Below are 25,185 nucleotides of genomic sequence, written 5' to 3' on the forward strand. Positions count from 1 at the left end.
GATCTCTCCGTTTACACCGAACGTGCGGACTTCAACCACACGCTGAACTTTGTTCTTCCGGGAACACTCTCAAACTCTATTCTTCCGCCCATTTTCTCTATGATCTTTTTGCAGATATCGAGCCCTAAGCCGATTCCTTCTCCCTGTTTTTTTGTGGTAAAAAACGGTTCGAAAATCTTATCTTTTACCGAATCGGGAATCCCAGCCCCCGAATCTATAAAGGAGGTTATGATCCAAGGATGTTCTTCTTCCAGGCTGATTTCAATCTTCCCCTGGTAATTCATGGATTGCAAACCATTATTTAGAAGATTGATCCAAACCTGATTGAGTCGATTCCCGTTCCCCAAACAGAGCCCGTCCGTTCTATAATCCTTAACGATCTCGACTCCGTATTTTATTTTCGTATGATACAAGGTAAGAATGGTCTCGATCTCGGATTTTATATCCACCGGAACGATTCCTTCCTCTTGTTCGTTTCCGCCCGGATTCAAATAATTCTTCAGAGCCTCCACGACGTGGGAAGCCTTTCCGCTTGCGATCGAAATCACGTTGCTCAAACGAACGATCGTGGAAAGGGATCCGATCGTCGCCAAAAGATTCGTTCTTTTATCCGTTTTTAAAAGATCGATCAACTTGTCTCCGAGTCTGTATACTCCTATATCCAAAACGGAACTCGTTACGTCGTCGTAGTCCTCCATCCCGGCGTTCTTAAACAACTGATGTAATTCTTTTTTTAAACTTCGATCGGGAATGATTTCGGATTGAAACGCGTCCTTTAAACTTTCTTCGAGAAGAATATTAAAACATTCGGATTCTTCTTTGTTGAAACCGGAAAGAAGTTCCGGAATTCCTCGTAAGTCCTTCATCAAAATTTCCAAGATCGCCCGGTTCGAGGAAAGAATCGCACCCAAAGGTGTGTTGAGTTCGTGTGTCATTCCGGCCGCGAGTTGTCCGAGCGCCGCGAGTTTTTCGGAAAGAAGAAGCTGATCCTGAGCCTCTTGCAATTCCTTCATAATCGTTTCCAAATTGTTCACGGCTTCGCGAAGATCCGCGTTGGATTTACTGAGTTCTCCGGTTCGTATGTCGATCTTTCTTTCCAAATTCGCGTTCAGATCGAGAATCGTTTCTTCCGCTTCCTTACTTTTCGTGATGTCGTAGATGATTCCGAAAATCTGTTTCGGTCCTTGGTTCGAATTTCTTTGATAGATCCGTTCTCTGGAAATCAACCATCTCCATTGCCCGGTCTTTTTATGTTTCATCCGATACGAATGTTCTATGATATCCTTATCCTTCATGTGTTCGTACTGAGGCACGACCTCGGCCAGGTATTTCGGAAAATCCTCGGGGTGCATCAGAATCTGAACCAAGCCCTCCCCCATTTCCATCATTTCTTGGGGAGAATAACCGAGAACGACCTCGATTCCATTGTTGCTATAAACGTTCTTGCGTTCTTCTATATCATAAATATATAATATATCGGGAGTGATGTCTAGGATCGATTCTATGAACTGGTTTCTTTCCAGAAGTTTGGCTTCGATCTGTTTTCTTTCGGTGATGTCCACCATCACACCTCGGAGCCATTTCGGTTGGTTATTTTTTACGATGACCTTTACGATGTCCCTCAGCCAAACGAATCCCCCGTCTTTTTTTATGAACCTGTACTCGAAATCGTGGGCTTCCATTCTTCCCGTGCAAGCGACGCAGAATTCGACGGCCCATTGACGATCCTCCGGATGCAGATGTTCCGCCCAGAATCCGGGTTGTTTCCATTCTTCCACGGAGTAACCGAGCATGTCTTCGACCTGTTGACTGACGAACGTAAACGTGAACGTCACCGCGTCGGCTTCCCAAACGATCCCGGGGGTGGTTGCCACAAGATCCCGGAACTGTTCCTCGCTGGACTTGGTCCTTCGAAACGATTCCTGAAGTTGTTCGGCCATGTGGTTAAACGTGATGGAAAGAGATCCCAATTCTTCCAATCGACTCGAAGGAACTCGTTGATCAAAATCCCCTTTTGCCATCGCCCGGCTTGCGTTTGAAATTCTTCGGATCGGAGCGGTTACAAAACCCGCGAGAAAGGCCGCGATCAAAAGGGAAGAAGTCAAAGCGACCGCAAAGACCATGGCCGATTGACTGCTTCCGATTCTCACACCTTCCAAATAATAAGCGGAAGGAATCGAAGTGATCAAAATCCAGTTTAGATTTCCGCTGTTGTCCTGATACGGAGTGGCCTGAGTAAGCCAGGTTTCCAAGGCCAAAGGTTTTGCGGTGACCACGTCGAATTGAAATTGGATCGGCTCGTGAAGAACATTCAAATCTCCTAATTTAATTCTCAGGGTGGAAATCGCGTTTTCGATCACGGGATCCGGAGCCGAGTCCGCGATCGGTGTTTTTCCGTTTTCGAGTCTCGAAGAACCGATCACCCGTCCCGATCGATCGATGATGATCGCACGTCCGTGCGCGGACACGTTAGTCTCTTTTAACAGATGATTGATTCCGTCCAAACGGGAGGATGGATTCTCACTTTGAGTTTTTTCTAAAAAACGATCCAAATGAAGATTGAGGTTTTCCGAAATTTCCTGATGTAATCTTCCGGCGAGTTTATCCGCGGCGGTCTCCGCGCTTCTCAAATTCAAATATGCGGTCGCACCCACCATCACGAGCACGAGTAAAATAAACGGAGCGACCAAAAGCATCCGAATCGGAAGACCTTGGTTTGCAATTCCTTCGGCGTCGGATTCTTTTTCCTGTTTCCAAATTCCGTTCTTAAAATCGAAGAAAGATTCACGAACGTGTTCCGGAATCTCCGCCCAAAACATTTCGTATTTTCTCGCGATCGGAAGAAAGATCAACATCGCAAACGGTGCGAGCGCCCACGTGATCGAAGTGGTAAAGAATAAAGCCGGAGTTATGTTTCGATAAGAGATCGCGGGCGAGAATTGTTTGGAACAAAGATGTCCCCATAGCAAGGGTTCGATCGCCATGAAGACGATCACGAACAGAAAATATTTAAACCATACCTTCCATTTCGTAAAGTCCGGATTCTTCCCTATCAATCGATACGCGACCCAAAAACATGCAGGATTTATAAAGTATCCCACGAGCCAATCCAGAAGAAATCCCGCGGGAACTCCTTCGATCAGATCCGAAAGAGCGTAAGCAAACGGAACCGCGATCAAAGCGGGAAAGCCGAACAAAAGAATACAAAGAAAAACGGAAAGATCTTTCAGGGACTCGAAAGTCTGAGCGCCCGGAACCAAAACGATAAAGGAACCAAGATAACCGGTGATAAAAATGAGAATGAAGGTAAACGGAATGCTCAAAAGAGCCTGAGCGTTCCAGAACTGAACCTCTCTTCTGATCCCGAGACCGCCTTCTATCTTGAAACTGAAACCGGTAAACGCGGAAACCATCAGAAAGAATCCGATGATAAATCCGAAACTTCCCCATGTTTCAAGAATCGGAAGCGGAATCGATTCGAAGATAGATTCAAGCCATTGAATGATGACGTGCATCCTTACCTCATTAACAAATCAGAATTACAAAAACGACGATTGTCCGGTACAAGAAAGACCGGAAAAAAATCTTAAAAGAAGAATAGACGGATTGTAAATCAAATTCCAAAGATTGAAAAGGATTTTCGAATTCAAATTCTCAGTCGAGTCGGGCGAGTTGTCTGGATTTTTCAAGATCACCGTCGTTGATTGCATCCGCTAATTTTTGAACCCAAATCAAACGTTCCGCGGAATCCTTACCGAAAACCAAAGGAAGATGTTTTTTTTCGAATGAGGAAATCTTCCCGTCAAAACAGCAGGTAACACTCAGAATTTTTAAACAGAAATCCCTTTCCGACGTGCTCAAATCTTGCAGAAGTTTTTCGAAAGATTCCCATTCGTCCAAACGAAAATGATAATTCTCGATTTGAAACGCCTTATGAAGTTTGATGAGAATGTATTCCAAGTTCGGATGAAATCTTTGAGTGAATACGATCGAATTTCCGATCGCGGTCATACAAGCGATCTGTGCGTTTCTGCTCAAAGATTCTTTTCTGGAAAGAATATCGTCGACGAGTTCTTTGGATATGATTCGAGTGAGAAGACGGGTTCTCAACTCCTTTAGAATAATGTAAAGTACGATCGCGTCCCAAAGTGCGGTGATCGGCGCGGCTACGAAGTCCGCGTAAACACGAAAGGAATTTCGAGCGAGAATTTTTCGAATCACGATCTTTGCGACTAGGTTCGACAAAAACACCTTCGCCTTATAAAGAAGGGTCGTTAAAAAAAGACTTTGTTTGTTCGTGAGCCGATACGGATCGATTCCCAAAAGTTTGAGATCCGGATCGGGAATTTCCAGCGCAAGTCTGGAAAGAAGATTGCTGACGCTCGTGATCAGATCCGGATCTTCCTGCAGATCCAAACCCGCGAGACGGGTCATTCGATACACGGATGATAAACCGATTCGATACAAAAGATAAAATTCCAAAACGGTTCCGAGCAAAAGCGCAAGCCCCGTCCAAGTCCATTTTTCCAAAAATACGGGAGACCAGAGTTCTGGATTTTCGGGAAAAAGTTTTTCAACGAGAATGATAAAGAACGTAGTCCAAAAGCCCGTGTGTAAGGCCCAAAACACGGTCCAGCCTATGACCTTTTTGGAACCCGATCCGAATTCGCGGGCGTCCCAGTTGCCTGGAGATCTTTTGTCTCTTCGCGCGAGATCCGCTAAAACGCGGATGCCCCATCTTTCCAGGAGTCCCGGTTTGTATTCTTCTTCGGGAGAAGCGATTTTCATCGCGGGGGAGTTCATTCCATTTTTAGGATCTGTCAAACCATTCTTTCAAATTTTATTTCAGAATTCGGGTCCGTTGGAACGATCTTTTAAATAACGGGTCGAAACGGGAAAGCGGGGTTAGATTTCATCCTTGACCTCGATCCGCTTTTCGATCAGTATGAACCCTAAAGGCATCCTAATGAAACGTTCTCATTCTATATTCTTATTCTCCGCTTTCGTAGCTTCGACATTTCTTTTCAATTGCAATCATCAAGATCAGAACAAGGTGGACTTACGAGTTCTTACCGCGAACGGAAACGTGATCTTCATCAACGGAGAAGTGGATTCGGATAAAATTTCTTCCTGCGGCGTCGCAGTTCCGGGAACCACTTCCTCCACAAGCACGACCGGTACCACGGGAACCACGGGAGGAACCTCCGGTACGGCAAGCACACGTTATACGATTACCAGCCAGTTGATCATGAAAACCACGGGAGAATCCTTGGTTCTTCGTTTTCAATTCGATTCTTCCCAGTACCAAGGTTCGGTGGATCCTCAACAAGGTTTCAGTTATTCGGGCGGTGTTTTTGCAAGAACGGTTACGGGTAACGTGGGTAAGGTGGAATGGGGAACTTCCGGAATTCCGGTTTATCCGAGCAGTAGCGGCGGGTCTCAACAACAAACGCTTCAATACATGGAGATCGAAGTTTCTCTTACGGGAAAACTTCTAGATTCTTCCTCGACGACCGGAATTCTCAATCAGTGTTATACTTCGGATAACGTAAACTGTACTTCGATCACGACCACACAACAGTGTTTTACTCAGGACAACCAAACCTGCGTTTCCACGGCTTCCGCAAGCGGAACCGCGGTTACGATCACCGGAAATATTTCCTGCAATGCGCCGAACGTGATTCCCGGCGGAAGCACAACTACGACGCAGTGATTTTGATTTCTTCGTTTAAAGTCTAACGAAGATTTACAAAAGTTCCTTTTTCACGTATTCTACGAGTTGATCCGTTGCGATCCCCCATCCGTGATGAAAGCCCATGTCCTCGTGTTTTTTACGATTCGTTAGATTCCCGTGAATCGCGGTGGCCTTGTATTTGGTTCCGCCTTGACCGTGTTCTTCGAAGGTAAGAACACAACTGAAAAATCCGAACGGTTGTGCCGGATCCGGCGAAGGACGATAACCCGGTTGAAGCGCGTCCGTCCAAACCAGCCTTTCATGCGGAACCACTTCGAGAAAACAACCCAGGTTCGGAAACTTCTCCCCTTCCGGAGATTGCATCGTGGTTCTAAAAATTCCGCCGGGTCTCAGATCGATTTCGCAATCGAGAGTTTTCCAAGGCGCGGGCGTAAACCAATGAACGACATGTTTTGGCGTGGTCCACGCGGCCCAGACGAGTTCCCGAGGAACGTCCACGATTCTTTCGAAGACGAGATCCAAATTCGGATCGAGATGAGGATAAATCGGAGATGTCATTTTTTTTACGGCTCCTAACTCTCCCTTTGAAGGAAGGAATTCAAGAAGCAAGTAAACAATCCCTTCGACGGGATTGCAAATCTATTCTTCCAGAAGTTTCAGGATTTGTTCTTTGAGAAGATTGCGGATGGAAGATTCCGCGAAACTATTTAAGAATTTCATTAAGTTGTCCGCGATGTTTTGAAACTCGGCGTCCATTTTTTCACGGATCTGATAACGCGAAAGAAGACTCAAGATAACGACGCCGTCTCCTTGAGACCGTTCCGATTTTTCAAAAAGAGAATACACCAGCTTCTTGTCGTTTTTGTCCGCCTTTTCCAACAAAAGAAGAATCGGATACGTATACAAACCGTTGTAAAAATCCTTGAGAGGAACCTTTCCGCTTTTGCTCGCGGGTGTGAAGTAGTCGATCGCGTCGTCTTTTTTCTGGAAGAAGGAACCGAGATCGATTCCGAATTGTCTGAGTTTCTTTTTTTCTTTTTCGTTTTTTTCGGAAAGGATTCCGGCGGAAACACTCACGGCCCCGAACAAGGACGCGGTTTTACCGTATACAACTCTATTATAAATTTCTAAAGTGATTTTGGGATTTTTTTCCCATTCCATCTGGATCAACTCGGAAACCGAAAGATCCTTGATGACCTGTGTGAAAACGTCCATCAATTCCGGATAACCGAGACCGTTGAGATGATCGATTCCGCAGGCTAAAAGATAATCTCCGGCGAGGATCGCGGTTTTGTTTCCGAACTTGGAACCCACGCTCTGAAGTCCTCTTCTCGTTTCCGCCTCGTCCACGACGTCGTCGTGAAGCAAACTGGCGGAGTGAATCAATTCGGCGATCGCGCCCACGTCCAGCCAGTGTTTGCCGGAATAACCTAAAAGTTGACAAAGACAGTAATGGAGAATCGGGCGAATCCGTTTTCCACCGGATCGAATTGTGTAGGTTTTGATTTCGGCGAGAATTTTGAGATCCTCCCGAATGATGGCTTCGAGCTTTTTATCGAATTTCCGAATCAGAGAATCTTTGAGTACAGACGCTTTCACTACCCCTTCCCGTGGGGACAGTATTCAAAATTACTGTACAGGCTCAAGCAAGAACTCTTTTCAGAAGTTCAGGCTTTGAGTTTGTTTTCGAGGATCAGGAGCTGACGGGAAAGAATATCTTCCATATCCCGAAATTGTTCCTTACGGTATATGTGAATCAGATTTCGATACATTCTTTTGATGATGGAAAGAGTGCTCGCTCTTGTGAAATATCTTTCGCTCGGGGTAAAACTGTTCGCTTCCAAAAAACGAATACAAGTGGACTTATCGAGCAGAACTCCGCCGTGAAACGGATCGATAAAGGTTTCGTAATCGGGAGAATCGAAATGAAGTAAAAAGTGCAAAGGCATGTTTACTCCGTAAAGAGGAAGAGAAAGTCTGCGCGCTACGAGAAGATAAATCGCAGAAAGGGAAATCGGAATTCCTTTACGGGTTCGAACGATGCGGGTTACGAAAGAATTGTTCGGGTCGTCGTATTGATCGTTGTTTCCCTGAAAATTCTCCTCCGAAGAAAGAACCCTCGTCAAAAAATGGACCTTCAGTTCTTCGGAAACGTATTCCGGATTCAGATCGCACAACTCCTCCACTCTCAGAGCGAGTTGATCCAAATAGATTTTAAATTCGTGATAAGAAGCGTCGGGATCGCCCACGCTAGAAAGAAGAAAGACCGCCTCTTCCAAATCGCCGTAATCGTTTACGTGGCCCTTGCCCGCAAGAAGCGCATAACGCGAATTGATTCTTTCCAAATGAACCACGGAGGAAATGGAACGCGCAAAAACCCTCAGAGTAGGATCCTTAAACTCTTCCACGAACTCGCTGATCTTAAATTGCCAAGGAACCATATCCGCGATCTCGCGGATCACTTGGATTTTTTCATCCGTTCCGGCAAACTCGAGTTGATAAAATTTTTCTTCGAGTTTATCGGGAGGAAAAGAAAGATACTCATAATAAGAATCGGATGAGGGCATAAACAATATATTTTTACGAAAATCGAAATGAGTCAATTCGGAATGAAACTTGTCATCGGAAAAAATGAAATGAGATATATAAATTACTATGTCTTACGGTCTATTGAACAAAGAGCGAATCCGCTAAAAGGTGAGTTAGGAAAAAAATTTCTTAGTTGAAAAACTCCCCGCAAGGGACGCGGGGAGATCGGAAAATTCCGTTTAAGCGGAAAGAGCGGATAATTCTTCGAGAGCTTTCTTTTCTTCTTCCGGTTTTGGAGGAGTTCCATGCCAACCCGGATTGTTTTCCATAAAGGAAACGCCCTTACCGAGCACCGTGTTGAACAGAATGATGGTGGGTGAACCTTTGTGTTGTTTTGCTTTTTCAAAAGCGGAAACGATCTGTTCGATATCGTGACCGTCTGCTTCCAATACGTTCCAACCGAAGGAAAGAAATTTCTCGTTCAGAGGTTCGAGATTCATAACGTCTTTCGTAAAACCGTCGATTTGAATTCCGTTCTTATCCATAAAAACGATCATGTTGTCCAGTTTATAGTGAACGGCGGATTGAGCGGCTTCCCAAGTCATTCCTTCGCCGCATTCTCCATCGGAGATACAAGTATAGATCTTATGATTTTGTTTTTTGAATCTCGCACCGAGGGCCAAACCTACGGAAACGGAAAGACCTTGTCCCAAAGAACCGGAAGAACTTTCGATTCCGTTCATATAACGTGTGGAAGGGTGACCTTGTAGCTTACTTCCAAGTTTACGGAAAGTCAAAAGATCTTCCACGGGGAAATAACCGGAATGAGCCATGGCCGCGTAACGGATCGCGCATACGTGACCGTTGGAAAGAATCAAACGATCTCTTTCTTCCCAATCCGGATTGGACGGTTTATGATTTAGAATTTTCTTATATAGAACGGCGTAGATATCCGCGAGACCGAGAGGTCCGCCTGGGTGACCGGAATTTGCGGCGGTCACCATACGGATCACGCTCTTTCTGAGTTCGTTTGCAAAACTCTTGAGTTCTTTGATATCGTTCATATTGTTCCTAAGCGAATGAGATGCGGATTTCCAATCCTCGAAACGAGGTGCCGAAAGAAGGTCAGTTCGTAGAACGAAACAGAACCAAACCGGAAAGGAAAATCACGGTGTATAGAGGAAGGAAAATATAGTGTAGCTTTCTGTGGAATTCTTTTTTTCGAGATATTCCCGACCAAACCATCAGAAGCATTAAAACCAAGGTCAATGCCGCGAAGGCTCTGTGTGTATCGATGATCCATCGATCGACTGCGGGAACGATTCCCGCGTTCTCCAATCCGCCGCCCAAATACTTTATATAAAGAAGGGAAAGAGCGGTGATCAGATTGAAAGAGGCTCCGCTCAGATTGAAAATTCGATGAAGAACGTTTTTTCTAAAACGAAAATAATAACCCGTATAAAAACAAAGGACCGAAAGGGCCATTCCGACATTAATCAGGGTTAGAATCATCTCTTACATTTTCGGCAAACTCCTCGTGTTCAAAACTCTTTTTCGAAAGGAAGTCTTGTGCGGAAAAGAAATAATCCGCAAAAACGAAGAGAGGACCCGCTTCGGTTTTTTTATTTGACCGAGGAAAACAGCTCGAAATACTGGTTCCATAGCAAATTGCTGCCTTAGCTCAATTGGTAGAGCATCTGATTTGTAATCAGACGGTTGTGGGTTCGATTCCTATAGGCAGCTTTTTCTCTTCGGGTAGGTACTCAAGTGGCCAACGAGGGCAGACTGTAAATCTGCTGACTATGTCTTCGAAGGTTCGAATCCTTCCCTGCCCACCACTCTTTCTTTTAACTTCACAATCAATCAGATTATTAAAAAAGAATCCTTTGGAAGGATTCGAATAGAACAATGCGGTCGCGCCCCATAGGAAGCGATGCGAGACAGGAAGTCGAGCAAGCATTGTGACGAGCCTACGCGAGCGAGGCAGGATTGCCCGAGCGAAGGGGAGGCGAATCAACCATCGGAACGATTCTAAATTCGTCGCCCGAACGATCTATCGTAGAACGATAAATGTAGGATCTCCTACATAAAGTCGAAATTCAATAATTCAACGTAAAAATGTAGGAACTCATACAAAGCGTAGAATACGGCGATAAGATCTGGAAATGTATGAGTTCCTACATTTTCCAATCTAACAAAAAATCTTTGAAGAAATCCGGCGATGTAACGCGCGAAGGATGCGTAAGGCTTGGTCGCGTAGCGACCGTAGCAACGCGGAGCCTGGAGCAGCCTGACCCGAAAGGGGCGCGCCCGCATAACCTAACAAGTAAATAAATTATTAAAAACGGTTTAACCCAAATTCTCCTCGCCTATTCCCCCACGTTCGTCTGAACGTTTTTCCAATCGATCGAGTAAAGACGATAACGACCGTCCACGGAATAACCTTCCAGAAAAAATCGATTCAAAGATTTACGATAGATCAAACCGGAAAACTGCAAGGTTTCTTCGGCGCCCTCGCCCATAAAAACCGCACGACCGAGAACCGGATTGTAAGCCGCATTCGCAAAAAGCAAACTCCATTCATCTTGATCGGAAGTAAACAATGGAGTGGAGAGAATCGAGTCCGCCGAAAGTTCGGTGAAAGGTACACAGTTCTGAGGTTGTATTAGATTTTTCTTAAATAGAACGGAACGACTCGTCTTACAAAGAAATTGGGGAGAACCCGATAAATACAAGGTTCCTTCTTTCTTACGATAATCCCAAAACGGAGTCGGATTTTTTTCACCGGAGAATAATCGTTCGTCCACGAGTTTGCCGTAGTTCGACGCAGTCTCGTTGTCCTCGGGTTCGGATTCCTCCGATTTAGTCGAAGTTCCTTTGCCGAGAAAGTATTCGAAGACCGGATCCGAGTTGTCGTTGTTTAGAATTCGAATCGCTTTTAAAAAATCCTGACCGGGATGATTGTTTTCAAAATTCTTAAAACAAACACGGGAAAGAAGTTCTTCGGATTCGTCACCCGGGAAAAAACTTTTTGATAAATACGAACAGGCTTCCTGTTTTCTTCCCGAAACCAAAAGAGTTTTTGCGGTTTCGATTTTGCTACGATCCTTGTTTCCGTAAGAACCGCTCATCCAAAAGTATCTCGCGGAAGAATCGTATTTGCCCAAATTTCTCAGAAACTTTCCGTAAAGATATAAAAGATCCGATTTGCCCTCTTCGCTTAACGATTTGAGTTTACCGCCGGAATAAATTCTTTTATAAGCGCTTCCTCTTCCCGAATGAAGCGTGAAGCTGATTCTCAAAGCGAGAGAAGTTTCGGGGGTGAGAATTCCCTTCGCCTCGCCGAACGCGTGGATTTTTTCCCAGCCGTCGTAATCGCCCGTTTTGATTTTCACCGCATAACAGGCCTTATACAAGGAAGCGTTTTCTTTTCGGGAAAGAATTCTAAACAAGAACGGCATCTCTTGCGTCGACTGCGCGTTCCCTACTTCGGAACCCCGTGCGTTAGTCGTGTTGTTGGCCTCTTCGGAAACGGATTCTTCCTTAAGAGAAGGAGTTTGTGTTTCTTGAAAGAATGCGTCCGGATTCGGAATCGGTCTGCTACAACCGGAGATTACGGAGGCGAGCGCGGAAGGACTTACGTTTAAACCGCTCGCAAGTTCGGAAACGATCGAAGGATATTTTCCTTTTTTGTCCGTGATCTTTCCGGAACGACTCATAACGAGAATCGCGGGAATGTATTTGCGATATTTCTCATATAGAAAAAAAAGCCGGGAAGACGCGGTCTTTCTTACGTCCGATTTTTGAGAGGTTCTAAGAAGCTCTTCGTACAAAGGAATCGAAAACAACGGATCTTCCTTTTCCATCGAATAAGCGTCTTCGTAGGAAACGGAACCCGCGTTCGAAACCAAAAATAAGAATATTAGAATAAAATAAAAAACTTTAGAATACATTTCTGAGGACTTCCCGTTTTGCGTCCGCTCCGTGATTGAGAGGACAAACCTCGGAAGGCACCGTTCCGTTTTTAAAAAGTTCCTTTTTCGGATGTTTACAGGAAGGTCCGGGAAGTTTACCGGATTCTTCACAGACGGTAGCGGTGACTGCGTGTTCGCTGATCGGATATTTTCTTTTTTCGTCCGAATCCTCGGCGGCTTCGAAAATTTTCGCGACCGTTCCCCAGAGAGGAGCGGCTACGGTTCCGCCTAACGCGGACGAGCCGAGACCGTAACTTGGGTCGTCGTAACCGAGCCAGATCGCCATCGACAAACCGGGTCTGACTCCGACGAACCAGTTGTCTCGGTTGTCGTTGGTCGTTCCGGTTTTACCGGCAACTTCTCCCTTGTATCCGGTGTTTCTCACACCGGCGGAGTTTGCGCTTCCGTGAAGAAGATCGATCATGATCTCCGAAACCTGCGAGGATAAAACCTTTCGCTCTTCGGGAACTTTTAAACCGAATTCGTCCGTGGATTTTCTTTCGTAGATGATCTTGCCGGAACGATCCGTGATCTTTTGAATGAGATAAGGACGTTTGACCGTTCCGTCGTTTGCAAACGCGGAATACGCAAGAGCCATTTCCAACGGAGAAATTTCCAAGGAACCGAGAGCCAAAGAAAGATCTCCCCTAAATCTGGATTGAAGAACTTTCGAATCCGGGAAAAAATATTTCTGAAAGAAATCCTGAATTCTTGAGATACCGAGTTTTTCCGCGATCTGAACCGCAGCGGTGTTTTTCGATTTTGCCAAAGCGAGTCTAACGCTGATGTCCCCGTCGTATTGATTCCCGATGTTCTCAGGGCTCCAATTCCCGGTTTGATTTCTATAGATCAAAGGCGCGTCCAAAATCCGGGAAGACGCGTTGATCAACCCGGTTTCGATCGCGGCGGAATACAAAATCGGTTTGATCGAAGAACCCGTTTGACGTTTCATCGCGGTCGTTCTGTCCAATTGATTGTCCGCTTTGAATTCGGAACCTCCGTGCATCAGAAGAATCTCGCCCGTGGCGGGATCAACGGCGACTAACGCGACTTGAAGACCGGACTCGTTTTCTCCGCTGAAGGAATCCGTATCGATAAAAAGTTCGAGAGCGGGAGAAAGATCCTGAACGTATCTTCGAAACACCGCGGTCTCGCTTGAATTCTTATTGTCCGTGAGTTTTGTTTTACGAACGAGCCCGGTCTTTTGTACGTTATCCACGTAATTCTTTACGATCTTCGGAAGTTCCGCTTGGACCGGTTCGGCGATCGTTGTATAGATCGAAAACCCTCCCGTCTCGTAGATATTGGAATCGGGATATAAGGAATTCAAAAACTTACGAACGTGTTCGGTCACGTACGGAGAATGGTCGCGTCTGTTTCCGAATACGGTTTCTCCCGGAGAACGCATGTGAAACGAAAGATAGATCTCGTCGAGTTTCGTTTTGGGATTTTCCTTTAAGATTTCGTCTTCGCGGAAAGAATGAATGATCGCGTTGACTCTTTGTCTGGATAAATCCGGATTCTTCAACGGAGAAAATCGATTCGGCGCGGATGCAAGAGAAGCGAGAACGATCATCTCTTCCGTGTTCAATTCCGCGGGAGTTTTCTTAAAATAGAATTCCGCGGCGCTCGCAAAACCGAAAGCGCCGTGCCCGAGGTATACGTTGTTTAAATAATATAATAATATTTGCTTTTTCTCATACGAATATTCGAGCGCGAAAGCGAGTTGAGCTTCTTTGATTTTTCGAACGAGACTTTTTTCGCGATCGTCCAGTAGAATTCTCGCGAGCTGTTGTGTGATCGTGGAAGCGCCTTGTTTGAAACGAAAGCTCGTGATGTTCACGAAAACCGCGCGAAGTACGGACATATAATTGATTCCGCTGTGAGAAAAAAATCTTCTATCCTCCACCAAAAGAACGATCTTCTTTAGATTTTCGGGATAAGCGTCCCATTCTAAGTTGCTCGTTTTTTTCGCGAAGATCTCGGATACTTTTTTTCCGTCGCGATCGTATATTACGGAAGGCTGATGGTTGTAAAAAAGAGAAATCATCTCTTTGAGTTCCGCTTCTCGGGTGATGACTCCGACCCAAAAAAGAATCATTCCCACCAAAAGTAAAGATACTACGACACCTGCGGAAAGAAGAACCACGTTCGGAAGTTGAAGACGTTTTCCGGCGACCTGTTCTCTCAATCGTTCTGCGAGCGTTTTGACGCGAGGTTGTCCGCTTTCTTCGATTTCTCTTCTTACGGAGAAAAACGGTTTTTCCTCGAAGGAAATCTTTTCTCGTTTGAGAAGCGGTCGTTCCTCCGTCGAGGGGCCGGAAGAGGAAGAATTTGATAGAAGAGAATCCGGTTGAGGACCTCTTCGTGTGCTTTGGAATTTTTGTGAGAGTTCCCACACTTTCTCTCTCAGTCGAACTTGCAACTGCGAGAAAGATTCTCCCATTCTTTCCAAAATTCCGGGTCCGGTCGGCTCCGATGGAGAAGACGACGCGGACGACGAAGACGTGTTCGGCGAGAAAGAAGGTTCCGACGGAGTTGGTTGTTCCGAGCGCGGTTTTAACTGAGGAGGTGTTTGGAACGTAGGAGATCCTACATTTTTCGGAGATTCGGAACGACGAATGATTTCGTTAGATGGAGCAATCGATTCAACACGGGAAGGGATCGACGCAGGCGGAGGTTTTGGAAGTTCCATTCTTACCAAAGCCTTATGACCACACTGGTAGCAAGTGAGCCTGAAAACCGAACCTGTGGGAACTCCTTCCGGCAACCGAGAAGTCGTTCCGCATTCCGGACACAAAAACCGCGGGCTTCTCAGAGTTTGAATTCCGGCGTCCATCATCCTCTTAATTGTCGGAGGATCTTCCGGTTCCAGACAAGCACTTAATTCTCTTTTTCTTTCCTTTCGGTAATGACGGTAAAATCGGAGCCCTTGAGAATTTCGGTCGGAACTACGTCCCCGTCCTTGAGAGGAAACATGGAAACGGAAAGTATTTTGAAACCGAGTTCTTTCAGCCGAAACGGAACACCGAAATCCTCGTCGCTGTGAAAACGACCGTTGATATGAATCACCTTTCTGCCCTTCGTCAAAAACGCGTTCGCAATCGAATCGGCCATCCCCGCGTCCCAAAGATATTGCGCGTCCACAAATCTTCTCTGAACCGTTTCATCCGACGCCATTCCCGGATGTTCATTGAGAATATTCTTGATTTTTGTTTCGTAGGCTTCTTGGGAAAATTTACGAATCAGATATTTAGGAGGTAAAAAAACGGAACGAACCTTAAACAATTCCTCCAAACCCGAAGAAGAAACCAGGTTCACGTATTTTCTCGGAACGTTAGACGCGAGTACGGGAATTCGATTCTCCTTTGCGAATCTCAAAAAAGGATGATAGTCCCTGAGATGATTCGGCCAAAGTTTTAAAGAATTCAAAAACGCTTTTTCGGTGATCTGCCCGTTCAGATATTCGTCCAAGGTTTTCTGCTGATCCCGCTCGAGCATCTCCAAGGAAAGAATCACGGGAGTTTGTGAAGCGATTTTTCGAAACCAATCCAAACGAATTTCGTGACCGGCGACGTCGTCGTGTTCTTCTCCGAATATTAAAACATCATAATTTTTGAATGTATCAAAAATCATCTCCGGCTGAACCGCCATTTTGGTTAAACCCTTTTGAATGGAAATCGGAGATCGTTGAGACGGCGATTGTTCCTGTTCTTTCGGATTTTCGAGCATCGTGTCCGAAAAAACGGGAACGTTTACGCAGAAAAGAATGAAAAAAGATACGAAATACGCGGTGCGCGCGGTTTGTAAAATTCTCAAAAGAACCTTACTTCAAAAGAGATTCGATCTTCTGCGTAACCGATGTGCTGTCCGGTTCCACCGCGGAACGATATCTAGCTTCGATCTTTCCGTCCTTGGATATGAGAATCTTTTCAAAATTCCATTCCACTTCTCCGGGGTTCGGAGAGTTTTCGATCAGATAAGAATAAAGAGGATGTTGATCCTTTCCTTTTACGGAAATCTTGGACATCATGTCGAAGCTCGCGCCCTTTTGAATTCTGCAAAAGGTTTCGATTTCCTTATCGGTTCCGGGTTCTTGACTTCCGAAGTTGTTCGCCGGGAAACCGACCACGACAAAACCCTGATCCTTATATTTTTTATAAACCTTTTCCAGATTGTCGTATTGATAGGTATAACCGCATTTGGAAGCCACGTTAACCACCATCACAACCTTTCCCTTATATTTGGAAAGGGAGACCTCGTTGCCCTTGATGTCCTTTACTTTGAAGTCGTAAAAACCTCCCTTTGCAAAGGCTCCGGCCAAAGGAAAAAGAATTCCTAAAATAAAAAACAAAACAAAAAGTTTGGACTGCATGAACGATTACCTTCTTCCATGAGTTTAAATCCAAACAGGGATTTGCTTCAATCGTTTTTCAAAAATGAGAACCTCTTTCTTCTTTCTTTACGAAAAAGTCGAATTGCACAGGGCCCTTCAGTCGATCGTTACGGAAATTTTGCCGATCGTTCTTCCTTCTTCGAGTTTGCGATGAGCGTCTCCGATCTTCGACCAGGAGAATCTTTCAGGATCCAGAACCGGTTTTAAAATTCCATTCTCCACAAGCCTCGAGATTTCACCGAGAATGAATCCGTGTTTTTCCCTTCCCTCGTTGTGCAAAAGAGGAATCAACATAAAGACGATCGCAAGATCCAGACTTTTGGAATGAGCATTTCCTAAATTGAACGACCCGGAACCGTTGATCGTAATCGCCTTTCCTTTTCTTTTCACACAAGCGATGGCCGTTTCAAAACCGCTTCCACCTCCCGTGTCAAGCGCGAGATCCAATTCCTCTTTTCCGAAAACTTCAAGGGCCTTCTTTTTGATTTCTTCTTCCGATCTACCGCTAACCGCTTCGGCTCCGAGTTCGACAACGAGCTTTTGTTTTTGATCGCCGCTCGCCGTGGCAAGAACACGAGCTCCAGCCCATCTCGCTAGTTGAATCGCGATATGACCGACTCCGCCCGCCCCACCCGTAATCAATATCTTATTTCCGGCTTGGATATTTCCTTTTTCAAAAAGACCTTCCCAAGCGGTGATGGAAACGAGAGGCAATACCGCGGTTTCTTCGAAACTCAGATTTTTCGGTTTTCTTGCGATCAGTCTTTCATCCGCGAGAATGTATTCGGCGAGCGCTCCACCGGTCCCGATCAAACCACCCACACAACCGAAAACCTCGTCCCCTTTTTTCCAACGAGATACGTTATCCGCAACCTCTTCGATAATTCCCGCCACGTCCCCGTGTAAAACCGCAGGGAACGCTGGCGCAATCGAAGGACCGAACTTTCTGATTTTATAATCCACCGGATTCACGCTCGTCGCTTTGACTCGGATCAAAACATGACCGGGAACCAAGGTCGGTTTCGGAACTTCTCCCGGTTCGAATACTTCGGGACCGCCGAATCGATTGATAACCATCGCTTTCATATACCATTCTCCCTTGATACCGACGATTCTAACCCGAAACGATTCTTTCCACAATGTCTTGAATTTGAAACTGATTATTTCCAAATTGGAAATAATGAATCTAGAAAGTATAACCGACTTGGAGTTGTTCGAAGCCGTTTGTTCGGAAGGAAATTTTGCAAAGGCCGCGCGCAAAACGAACACGTCCCTGCCCACGATCAGCAAAAGAATTTCCAGATTGGAACGGGCCCTCAAAACAACTTTGTTCGAAAGAACGACAAGAACGATCCGTCTCACCGAAGCGGGAATCCGTTTTAGACTCAGAACCGACAAGATTCTAAACGAATTGAGAATGGCCGAAAAAGAAGCGAACATAGAGAAGGAGCTCAAAGGAAAAATCAGGATCACCGCACCCGCTCCCTTTGCGACTAGGATCCTACCTTCCGTCGTTTCCGAGTTCGGAAATCTTTATCCGGAAATCCAATTGGAGACCGTATTCGGAAACGAAAAGTTCAACCTAATAGAGGACAGTTTCGATTTGGGAATTCGAATCATGAAACCGATTCGGACGAATCGTTGTAAGATATTGATGCCGAATCCGATCGTCGTTCTCGCTTCTACGCAGTATTTGGAAAAGATGGGAATTCCTCATCACATTCAAGAATTAGAAAATTATAATGTATTGTACGTGGACGAACACGCGAACGTAAAAATTCCCGGAACGAAAAGGACAATATCGGAGCTTTCCAAACACAGGGGAATCCGATCGAACAACGGATCTTTTTTAACCGAAACGATCGCGGAAGGAGCGGAGGGAATTCTGTTTCGTTCTCTGTGGGATGTGGAAAATCTTTTACGTTCCGGAAAACTCAAACGGATATTTCCGAATCTGATTTTGGATTCGAATACTTCCGTTTGTCTTTTGTTTCCTTCGGGAGAAAACCCGTCGAAACGGGTTTTACGATTTCAGGAATTTTTGGAATCCAAACTCGCAGGTTGGAAATTCTAATCCGCCTGCTCGAAACACAAAATCATTCTTCCTTGTTTAAGCGGGAAAATATTTATTCCAAAGACTTGCGGGAATAAAAGTCGCCGCGATGAACAATCCCAACAATGAGGAAACGATCGCCAATGATAAGGCGGGAAAAAATCCGATTGGTTCACTTCCTCTTTCGATGACGTAAAGATGATCGTCGAGAACGTAACCCATGTCCTTATAAATTTTTTCGGATTCCAGATCGAGAGAAGTATCGTTGAATCTACCTTCGATCGCAAACGTCGGAGATGAAAAATACGTTCCGTCGTCCAAGGCTTCCTGAGTTACCGCGCTGTCCTTAACGATGACCTTCACTTTTTCAAGACCGGAACCTGCGGTCGCAACCGGATACGTGATATGTTGTAGCCTTTCCTTCTTCGTGGAGATCACGTAATTGTTCGCGGGAACAACCCCGTCCTTGATTTTGATGTATCTCGGAATTTTATCCGCGGGAGTGGCGATGAATTCCGCGAACGTAAATTCCGTCCTATTGTTTTTCGCGGAATGAAAACGAATGTCCGGCACGGCGATTCCGAACACGACCGTTGCGCAAGCGACCGCTCCGATCAAACGATTGATGACTGAAAAGCCGCCTAAAAAATGAATTCCTCTAAAGATAAGATTCATCCGAAACCTCGAACGTTATAAAATAAATTTTTGAAAGATTTTATCCGATCGATTTAAAGGTCGAATTCTTTTTAAAAATTTTAATCCGACATCGAAAACGAACGATGAATTTTCAATGAATCAACAACCGGAAAAAAATTCTTTCCGGCGAGTTTTTCAAAAAGGAAGAAGGAATGCCGCGAACGAGAAAAGAACGCGGCGGTGAAAGGTTTAAACGGCGATCTCGTCGAAAAAGGTAAGGAGATTCGGTTCTTCCTGTGCGTCGAGATGATCCAACGCTTGTTCGATCACCAAATCCAAATAGTAAGAATAATTCTTATATCCTTTCAGAAAGTTTCGGATCTCTTCCGTTTTTTCGGAAGGAATCTTATCCTGAACGATCAGTTGAAAAAGCGCTAAAACACCGAACGCGGATTTGAGAGAATCCTGCATGGCCGCGATTTTTAAGATCTCATCCGAATCCACTTCCGCAAAAGAAGGTAAAAGATCGGTGATCAATTCCAAAGCGCCGATCGGAATCTGACGATCCAAAGACTTAACGTAATTGATGATGGCACGATATGCGCGGCTGTCTCCCACTCTGGAAAGAATTTGAACTACGCCGGAAAGAAGTCTTTTGTGATAACCCCAGGAAAGTCTTCCGGAATCCGCGTCGCGCATCACTTGATACAAAAAGCTCCACACAAATTTATCGTTGTCGATCGCTTTGTCTGCGAGTTCGGAAAGCCATTCGTCAAAGGATGGATTCTCCATTTCCTTCGAGAGAAACTCTTCCAATTCGACGGGATTTCTTGTTTCAGGCATGTGGTTCTTTTTGCGCATAGGCTTCGAATTATCCGCTAGGGTTGAATCATTTTCCATTCTTTTTCTTTAAGAAGAGACGGAATATTTAAAAAAACGAATACGAAAACTCGTTTTAAAATTTTCAAGATTCGAGCGGAAATGCCTGTTTCGCGTCACCTCGAGGAAATCGCCAAAACGTTCGACCTCAACGTATTCTTTCTTAAAAGTTCAAAGATCAAATCGACGATTCGATTCCGAGTCACGTTAGGCAAAATATCTTTGGTTCCTCCGATTTGGGGAGAATGGCGATTCCTTACACTGCAGTAAAAACAAAATGAATTCGCAAAGACGCGGATAAAAACTCTTTGACATAAAATTGAAAAAGTTTCGAAGATGAAAAGATCCCTATGAATTCACTTTCCACTCAGATCTTTCAGGACATCTATCACGCTTCCCAATCCGGCAGAATGACCACGATGGAAGACTTGGAAATCAATACCGCAAAATCCGCGTTTCAGTTAAGACCGCATTTGGAAGACTTAAAAGAATCCAGTCTGGTTGTGGAACATCCGGAAGGTTTTGAAATCGCCCCGAGCGGAACCCACTATTATAAAAGTCGCTGGGGTTGAACGAAGTCCGCGATTGTGCGGAACCGCCGAAGTTCGCTTCGGAGCCGCGCACAAAGTCGATTCTCGAATCGGAAACGGATTTTAATTTTCTTTCGATTCTTTTCAAGATCCGTTTCGATCCAAGACGAAATCACATTCTAAATTCTTAATGTTTTTCTTCTTTATCCTCTCCGCTCTTAGTTCGGTTTAAAAGAAAAACCGCCAATACGGCAAAGGTTCCGCCGATCGTGGTGGTAAAACTCGGAATCTCGTTTAAAAAAATCCAACTCCCCAAAAGCGCCGTAACGGGAACCAAAAAGATAAAGGAACTCGCAACACGAGAACCCAACTTCGTGGAAGCGAAAAAATAAACCGTGGTACCGAAGGTCGTGGATATTACGGAAAGATAAAGTATGTGAAACCAGAAATGAGGTCCGCTTTTCAAGGCATTCTCCACCCCGTACGGAATCGCAAGAAACAAATCCAAAATCGTCCCGATGGTAAACACGTAAAAACTATAAACGAGAGGAGAAATCGTTTGTCCCGTACTGTGACTGTTCATGCTCAGGAACGCCCAGCTAAACGCGCAAAGAAGAAAGAAAATATTCCCCGATAAAAACAAGGAATTCAAATCAAGATCCCAAAGCCTGAGAAGAATACAACCGCCCACAAGCCCGAGCAGAAGACCGATTCCTTCCCTCGCCGATGGAAGTTTTTTCTGAAACGAATGAACGAACACATACGTAAAGATAGGATTCATCGTCGTTACGAGAACTCCACCAGCGCCCGCAAGTCCGTTCTTCAAACCCAAAAGAAAGAATTGATTGTAGATCGTATAAAGAACTCCGCCGATCGCGACTTGAAACAAGGTCTTCTTATTCGGAAGACGAAGCGATTCCTTTCTCCATAGAACGATGGGAAGAAGTGAAATCGCGGTCGCTAAAAATCTCCAGAAGATGATTACGTTCGGATGTTGATCTCCTACGATTAGTTTCGCCGAAGGCCAGGCAAAACCCCAAGATATCATTGCGATTACGAGAAGAACGTAGAACTTAGCGCTTGCATTCGATGGCATAAAGGATTGGAACCTCTTTTACCAATCTTAGGAATCGGAAAGCAGATTCAACCCTTACTTTGCAAATCGAAAAAACGAGTCGGTTTAATTCTTAGAACGGTTTCTATGTTCTCGAACAAGCTCCGGAAGTTTCGCCATTGAAGAATGAATTCTATGCATTTCCAACGCGGGTTTTGCGGGAATTCCGAAGTAGGCGACCTTTTCCGAACTGTCTTCGGTAAGACCGGACATTCCCATAAGAATCGATCCTTTCTTCATCGTAATTCCTTCCGCAACGGCCGCTTGACCTCCCATAATCACTCCGTCTTCCAACGTCACCGAACCCGCAAGAACGGTTCCGCCCGCGATGAAAACGTAATTCCCCACTCTGCAGTTGTGAGCGATATGAACGTGATCGTCGAACTTTGTATAATTTCCAACCGAGGTCGTTTCGATCGTTGCGCGATCCACGGTGCAACAAGCTCCCATTTCCACGTAATCTCCGATCACCGAATTTCCGATTTGAGGAACCTTATAACGAACTCCCGCTTTATCATAAAAACCGAAACCGTCCGCGCCGATGACCGTGTTCGAATGAATGAGATTGTGTTTCCCGAGAATACAATCGTAAGCGACGACCACTCCGGATTTCAACACAGTTCCTTCTCCGATCTTCACTCCGCTTTCGAGAACGACGTTCGGATAAATTTGACAATCGTCTCCGATCTCGACGTTTTCTTGGATCACAACAAAGTCCATGATCGTGACGTTCTTACCGATCTTTGCGCTTTCATGAATGCTCGCTTTGTTCGAGATGAACGAGGTGGGCTTCGGTTTTTTTTCAAAAAGAGAAAGTAGTTCTATGAATTTGATTCGCGCCTGATTGTCGGGAACGATCAACGCGCAAGGAAATTCATCGGCTAACGCAGAAATGGTGAGTGCGAGTTTTACCTCTTTCGCTTTTGGATTGGAGCTGAAATATTTTTTCGCTTCGAAATAATAAATTCGATCCGATTGAACGGTGGAATGATTTTCGATGTCTCCGACTCCGATCACATCCGTTTCGCCGTTACCCTTAAGTTCTACACCCAGTGTTTTCGCTAAGTCTTTGGCTTTCATGAGATCAAATTTTTCTTATCTAAAAAGGAGACTCAACTCGTTTTTTAAATTATAATTCGATACAAAAATAGAAACGGACACCGTTCGGTATTTTAAATGTGGAACCTTTTTTTAAAATCCGAATCTTATTTGGGTTCGAATTCAATCCGCAATATCCTTTCGATTCGGAAAGAATATGCGGATTCTTGAAACTAAACCCGCGTTTTATCTCGCTTTTTAAACGAGAACCGATTCGAAACTTTCGATTTTTTGAATCTGCTTCATCGTCAAATCCACGTCGTCCCAACCGTTTCGAATCCGGTTCACCAAAGAATCCGCCAAAACGAAATTATATATCTTGTTCCCAACGGTGACGACTAACGCGTTCAGGTCGACGTAAACTTCCGCATTCTCCCTTTCGTTCACATAGGAAAGAATTTCCTCCGTTTCTTTTTGAGAAAGTTTCACCAATGCGATCCCGTTCTTCGCGCAGTTTCCGAAAAATATATCCGCAAAGGAAGGGGCGATCACCGCTTTAAAACCGTAATCCGCCAAAGCCCAAGGAGCGTGTTCCCTGCTCGAACCACATCCGAAATTCTCTCCCGCAACCAAAACGCTCGCGTTTCTATAACGCGTTTGATTGAGAATAAAATCCGGATTTTCCCTTTTACCTTCCTCATCCGTGTATCTCCAGTTATGAAACAGATGTACTCCGAATCCGGTGCGCTCCGTCTTTTTCATAAATTGTTTCGGAAGAATCTGATCCGTATCGATGTCCTTTCTATACAAAGGAACTGCGGTTCCTTTATGTGTTGTCCATGCATTCATACTTTTTGTTCCTCCAATTCTTTTGCGGTCCCGAATCTTCCCAAAATCGCCGCAACCACCGCACTTTCCGGACTTACCAGATGTGTGCGACCTCCCCTTCCTTGTCGTCCTTCGAAGTTTCGATTCGAAGTGGACGCGCATCGTTCACCGGGAAGTAAATAATCGTCGTTCATTCCGAGACACATCGAACAACCGGGTAATCTCCATTCGAAACCGGCTTCGATCAGAATCCGATCCAGACCTTCCGCTTCCGCTTGGCGTTTGACCCTTCCCGAACCCGGAACCACGATCGCCGTAACGTTAGACGAAACCTTTCTTCCTTGCGCGGTTTTTGCCGCCTTACGGATGTCTTCGATACGTGCGTTCGTGCAGGAACCGATAAACACTTTGTCGATCTTTACGGATCTCAGTTCTTCTCCAGGTTCTAATCCCATGTATTCGATGGATCTTCTCGCGGCGGCTCTCGCTTCCGCGTCCGAAAAAGAATCCGGATCGGGAACCTTGGATAAAACCGGAACAACCTGCCCCGGATTGGTTCCCCAAGTGACCATCGGAGAAACCTCTTCCGCATTCAATACGATCTTCTTGTCGTATACGGCGTCCTCGTCGGACTTTAAGGTTTTCCAATATTCTACTTTTTGATTATACGCTTCTCCTTTCGGAGAATAATCCCGTCCCTTCAGATAATCGAACGTGGTTTGATCGGGAGCCACAAGACCGGCTCTCGCGCCCGCTTCTATACAAAGATTGCAAAGAGTCATTCTTCCTTCCATGGACATTTTACGGATCGCATCGCCCGTATATTCGATCACATAACCTTGACCTCCGTTTGTTCCGATCTTTCCGATCAAGTAGAGAGCCAAGTCCTTTGCGGAAACGTCCGAAGAAAGTTCTCCTTCGATTTGGATCAAAAGGTTTTTCGATTTTTTCAAACGAATCGTCTGAGTTGCAAGAACGTGTTCGATCTCGCTGGTTCCGATTCCTAAGGCGAAAGCTCCGAACGCCCCGTGTGTAGAAGTGTGAGAATCTCCGCAAGCGATTACGGTTCCGGGTAACGTGAGTCCCATCTCCGGTCCGACTACGTGGACCACTCCCTGATCGGGATGATGGATGTCCAAAAGTTCTACGCCGAATTCCGCGCAGTTCTTGGAAAGAAGTTCCATCTGTTTTTTGGAAATTTCCCCCGCGCCGTTCCAATCCCGGTTTCTCGTGGAAACGTTATGATCCATGATCGCCAAGGTTCTTTCCGTTTTTCGAACCGATCTTCCCTTTTCCTTCAAAGCGGTGAACGCCTGAGGAGAGGTCACTTCGTGAAGAAGATGCCTGTCCACATACAAAATGTCCTCTTCTCCGTCCTTCACGACGACTCTGGATTCCCAGATCTTATCGTATAATGTTTTGCCGGCCATAACTCCTCCCGATAAAAAGAAGATAGCAGACCCGATAACATAATGCAAATAAATAGGATTGATTGACATTATAACTAAAAGTT

21 protein-coding genes and 2 tRNA genes are annotated in these 25,185 nt (G+C 45.2%); 5 read left to right on the forward strand and 18 right to left on the reverse strand.

The genetic code is table 11. From position 1 onward, the window contains the following. Positions 1-11 precede the first annotated feature (11 nt). Both CH367_RS09120 and CH367_RS09125 read right to left on the reverse strand, forming a co-directional pair. Complete coding sequence (locus CH367_RS09120) at positions 12-3,515, reverse strand: PAS domain-containing protein (RefSeq protein WP_100762194.1); 3,504 nt, start codon at positions 3,513-3,515, stop codon at positions 12-14. A 139-nt stretch (positions 3,516-3,654) separates the two neighbouring features. Next, positions 3,655-4,824: an LBF_2804 family protein gene (locus tag CH367_RS09125; protein ID WP_244284531.1), complete on the reverse strand. Its 1,170-nt coding sequence runs from the start codon at positions 4,822-4,824 to the stop codon at positions 3,655-3,657. A gap of 142 nt (positions 4,825-4,966) precedes the next feature. Between CH367_RS09125 and CH367_RS09130 the strand changes: the two genes are divergently transcribed. Next, on the forward strand, positions 4,967-5,713 hold the full coding sequence (locus CH367_RS09130) for an LIC10920 family plasminogen-binding lipoprotein (RefSeq protein ID WP_100762195.1): 747 nt from the start codon (positions 4,967-4,969) through the stop codon (positions 5,711-5,713). A gap of 33 nt (positions 5,714-5,746) precedes the next feature. Here CH367_RS09130 and CH367_RS09135 read toward each other — a convergent pair whose 3' ends face one another. From CH367_RS09135 to CH367_RS09155, 5 genes are all read right to left on the reverse strand, one after another. Continuing rightward, on the reverse strand, positions 5,747-6,253 hold the full coding sequence (locus CH367_RS09135; RefSeq protein WP_100762377.1) for an SRPBCC family protein: 507 nt from the start codon (positions 6,251-6,253) through the stop codon (positions 5,747-5,749). Between the two features lie 81 nt (positions 6,254-6,334). Further along, a complete protein-coding gene (locus CH367_RS09140; RefSeq protein WP_100762196.1) occupies positions 6,335-7,294 on the reverse strand; it encodes a polyprenyl synthetase family protein in 960 nt (319 codons plus the stop codon). 68 nt (positions 7,295-7,362) lie between these two features. Further along, a complete protein-coding gene (locus CH367_RS09145; RefSeq protein WP_100762197.1) occupies positions 7,363-8,298 on the reverse strand; it encodes a transglutaminase-like domain-containing protein in 936 nt (311 codons plus the stop codon). 165 nt (positions 8,299-8,463) lie between these two features. Continuing rightward, the gene (locus CH367_RS09150; RefSeq protein WP_100762198.1) at positions 8,464-9,288 is read right to left on the reverse strand and encodes a transketolase; all 825 of its coding nucleotides are present in this window, start codon (positions 9,286-9,288) and stop codon (positions 8,464-8,466) included. Positions 9,289-9,349: 61 nt separating this feature from the next. Then, on the reverse strand, positions 9,350-9,736 hold the full coding sequence (locus tag CH367_RS09155; protein WP_100762199.1) for a hypothetical protein: 387 nt from the start codon (positions 9,734-9,736) through the stop codon (positions 9,350-9,352). 158 nt (positions 9,737-9,894) lie between these two features. Here CH367_RS09155 and CH367_RS09160 point away from each other — a divergent pair. Continuing rightward, positions 9,895-9,967 (forward strand) — tRNA-Thr (locus tag CH367_RS09160). Between the two features lie 10 nt (positions 9,968-9,977). Further along, a tRNA-Tyr gene (locus tag CH367_RS09165) sits at positions 9,978-10,062 on the forward strand. Between the two features lie 531 nt (positions 10,063-10,593). Here CH367_RS09165 and CH367_RS09170 read toward each other — a convergent pair. The 5 genes from CH367_RS09170 to CH367_RS09190 all read right to left on the reverse strand — a co-directional run bounded on the left by CH367_RS09170 (position 10,594) and on the right by CH367_RS09190 (position 17,680). Beyond that, the gene (locus CH367_RS09170; RefSeq protein WP_100762200.1) at positions 10,594-12,177 is read right to left on the reverse strand and encodes a hypothetical protein; all 1,584 of its coding nucleotides are present in this window, start codon (positions 12,175-12,177) and stop codon (positions 10,594-10,596) included. Next, positions 12,167-15,040: a transglycosylase domain-containing protein gene (locus tag CH367_RS09175; RefSeq protein ID WP_100762201.1), complete on the reverse strand. Its 2,874-nt coding sequence runs from the start codon at positions 15,038-15,040 to the stop codon at positions 12,167-12,169. Before CH367_RS09175 ends, CH367_RS09170 begins: the two co-directional genes overlap by 11 nt. Positions 15,041-15,081: 41 nt before the next feature. Further along, positions 15,082-15,969, reverse strand: coding sequence for a ChaN family lipoprotein (locus tag CH367_RS09180; RefSeq protein ID WP_425268827.1), 888 nt, complete (start codon positions 15,967-15,969; stop codon positions 15,082-15,084). A gap of 55 nt (positions 15,970-16,024) precedes the next feature. Further along, positions 16,025-16,573, reverse strand: coding sequence for a glutathione peroxidase (locus CH367_RS09185; protein WP_100762203.1), 549 nt, complete (start codon positions 16,571-16,573; stop codon positions 16,025-16,027). 117 nt (positions 16,574-16,690) lie between these two features. Further along, complete coding sequence (locus CH367_RS09190; protein ID WP_100762378.1) at positions 16,691-17,680, reverse strand: zinc-dependent alcohol dehydrogenase family protein; 990 nt, start codon at positions 17,678-17,680, stop codon at positions 16,691-16,693. Positions 17,681-17,774: 94 nt separating this feature from the next. Between CH367_RS09190 and CH367_RS09195 the strand changes: the two genes are divergently transcribed. After that, positions 17,775-18,668 (forward strand): LysR family transcriptional regulator, encoded by an 894-nt coding sequence (locus CH367_RS09195; protein WP_125226113.1) that lies wholly within the window; start codon positions 17,775-17,777, stop codon positions 18,666-18,668. A 36-nt stretch (positions 18,669-18,704) separates the two neighbouring features. Here the strand turns inward: CH367_RS09195 and CH367_RS09200 are convergent, their stop codons facing one another. Both CH367_RS09200 and CH367_RS09205 read right to left on the reverse strand, forming a co-directional pair. Further along, positions 18,705-19,322, reverse strand: a complete 618-nt coding sequence (locus CH367_RS09200; protein ID WP_100762205.1) for a hypothetical protein — start codon at positions 19,320-19,322, stop codon at positions 18,705-18,707. A gap of 210 nt (positions 19,323-19,532) precedes the next feature. After that, positions 19,533-20,144, reverse strand: a complete 612-nt coding sequence (locus CH367_RS09205; protein ID WP_100762206.1) for a hypothetical protein — start codon at positions 20,142-20,144, stop codon at positions 19,533-19,535. Positions 20,145-20,512: 368 nt separating this feature from the next. Between CH367_RS09205 and CH367_RS09210 the strand changes: the two genes are divergently transcribed. After that, complete coding sequence (locus CH367_RS09210; RefSeq protein WP_100762207.1) at positions 20,513-20,734, forward strand: hypothetical protein; 222 nt, start codon at positions 20,513-20,515, stop codon at positions 20,732-20,734. Positions 20,735-20,879: 145 nt separating this feature from the next. Here CH367_RS09210 and CH367_RS09215 read toward each other — a convergent pair whose 3' ends face one another. The 4 genes from CH367_RS09215 to leuC all read right to left on the reverse strand — a co-directional run bounded on the left by CH367_RS09215 (position 20,880) and on the right by leuC (position 25,102). Then, on the reverse strand, positions 20,880-21,788 hold the full coding sequence (locus CH367_RS09215) for a DMT family transporter (protein WP_100762208.1): 909 nt from the start codon (positions 21,786-21,788) through the stop codon (positions 20,880-20,882). An 84-nt stretch (positions 21,789-21,872) separates the two neighbouring features. Next, positions 21,873-22,886 (reverse strand): UDP-3-O-(3-hydroxymyristoyl)glucosamine N-acyltransferase, encoded by a 1,014-nt coding sequence (lpxD, locus tag CH367_RS09220; RefSeq protein WP_100762209.1) that lies wholly within the window; start codon positions 22,884-22,886, stop codon positions 21,873-21,875. 216 nt (positions 22,887-23,102) lie between these two features. Further along, entirely contained in the window at positions 23,103-23,693 is a 591-nt protein-coding gene (leuD, locus tag CH367_RS09225; protein ID WP_100762210.1) for a 3-isopropylmalate dehydratase small subunit, read from the reverse strand. Then, positions 23,690-25,102: a 3-isopropylmalate dehydratase large subunit gene (gene leuC, locus CH367_RS09230; protein ID WP_100762211.1), complete on the reverse strand. Its 1,413-nt coding sequence runs from the start codon at positions 25,100-25,102 to the stop codon at positions 23,690-23,692. The genes leuD and leuC overlap by 4 nt, the downstream gene beginning before the upstream one ends. Positions 25,103-25,185 lie beyond the last annotated feature (83 nt).

The organism is Leptospira barantonii (genome assembly GCF_002811925.1).
GTDB lineage: Bacteria > Spirochaetota > Leptospiria > Leptospirales > Leptospiraceae > Leptospira > Leptospira barantonii.

Excerpts from the sequence above, each read along its gene's own strand:
- leuC (WP_100762211.1), bottom strand. The coding sequence starts at position 25,102 with ATGGCCGGCAAAACATTATACGATAAGATCTGGGAATCCAGAGTCGTC.
- CH367_RS09195 (WP_125226113.1), top strand. The coding sequence starts at position 17,775 with ATGAATCTAGAAAGTATAACCGACTTGGAGTTGTTCGAAGCCGTTTGT.
- CH367_RS09120 (WP_100762194.1), bottom strand. The coding sequence starts at position 3,515 with ATGCACGTCATCATTCAATGGCTTGAATCTATCTTCGAATCGATTCCG.
- CH367_RS09135 (WP_100762377.1), bottom strand. The coding sequence starts at position 6,253 with ATGACATCTCCGATTTATCCTCATCTCGATCCGAATTTGGATCTCGTC.
- CH367_RS09175 (WP_100762201.1), bottom strand. The coding sequence starts at position 15,040 with ATGATGGACGCCGGAATTCAAACTCTGAGAAGCCCGCGGTTTTTGTGT.
- CH367_RS09155 (WP_100762199.1), bottom strand. The coding sequence starts at position 9,736 with ATGATTCTAACCCTGATTAATGTCGGAATGGCCCTTTCGGTCCTTTGT.
- CH367_RS09130 (WP_100762195.1), top strand. The coding sequence starts at position 4,967 with ATGAAACGTTCTCATTCTATATTCTTATTCTCCGCTTTCGTAGCTTCG.
- CH367_RS09210 (WP_100762207.1), top strand. The coding sequence starts at position 20,513 with ATGAATTCACTTTCCACTCAGATCTTTCAGGACATCTATCACGCTTCC.
- leuD (WP_100762210.1), bottom strand. The coding sequence starts at position 23,693 with ATGAATGCATGGACAACACATAAAGGAACCGCAGTTCCTTTGTATAGA.
- CH367_RS09150 (WP_100762198.1), bottom strand. The coding sequence starts at position 9,288 with ATGAACGATATCAAAGAACTCAAGAGTTTTGCAAACGAACTCAGAAAG.
- CH367_RS09205 (WP_100762206.1), bottom strand. The coding sequence starts at position 20,144 with ATGCGCAAAAAGAACCACATGCCTGAAACAAGAAATCCCGTCGAATTG.
- CH367_RS09170 (WP_100762200.1), bottom strand. The coding sequence starts at position 12,177 with ATGTATTCTAAAGTTTTTTATTTTATTCTAATATTCTTATTTTTGGTT.
- CH367_RS09215 (WP_100762208.1), bottom strand. The coding sequence starts at position 21,788 with ATGCCATCGAATGCAAGCGCTAAGTTCTACGTTCTTCTCGTAATCGCA.
- CH367_RS09190 (WP_100762378.1), bottom strand. The coding sequence starts at position 17,680 with ATGAAAGCGATGGTTATCAATCGATTCGGCGGTCCCGAAGTATTCGAA.
- CH367_RS09185 (WP_100762203.1), bottom strand. The coding sequence starts at position 16,573 with ATGCAGTCCAAACTTTTTGTTTTGTTTTTTATTTTAGGAATTCTTTTT.
- lpxD (WP_100762209.1), bottom strand. The coding sequence starts at position 22,886 with ATGAAAGCCAAAGACTTAGCGAAAACACTGGGTGTAGAACTTAAGGGT.
- CH367_RS09200 (WP_100762205.1), bottom strand. The coding sequence starts at position 19,322 with ATGAATCTTATCTTTAGAGGAATTCATTTTTTAGGCGGCTTTTCAGTC.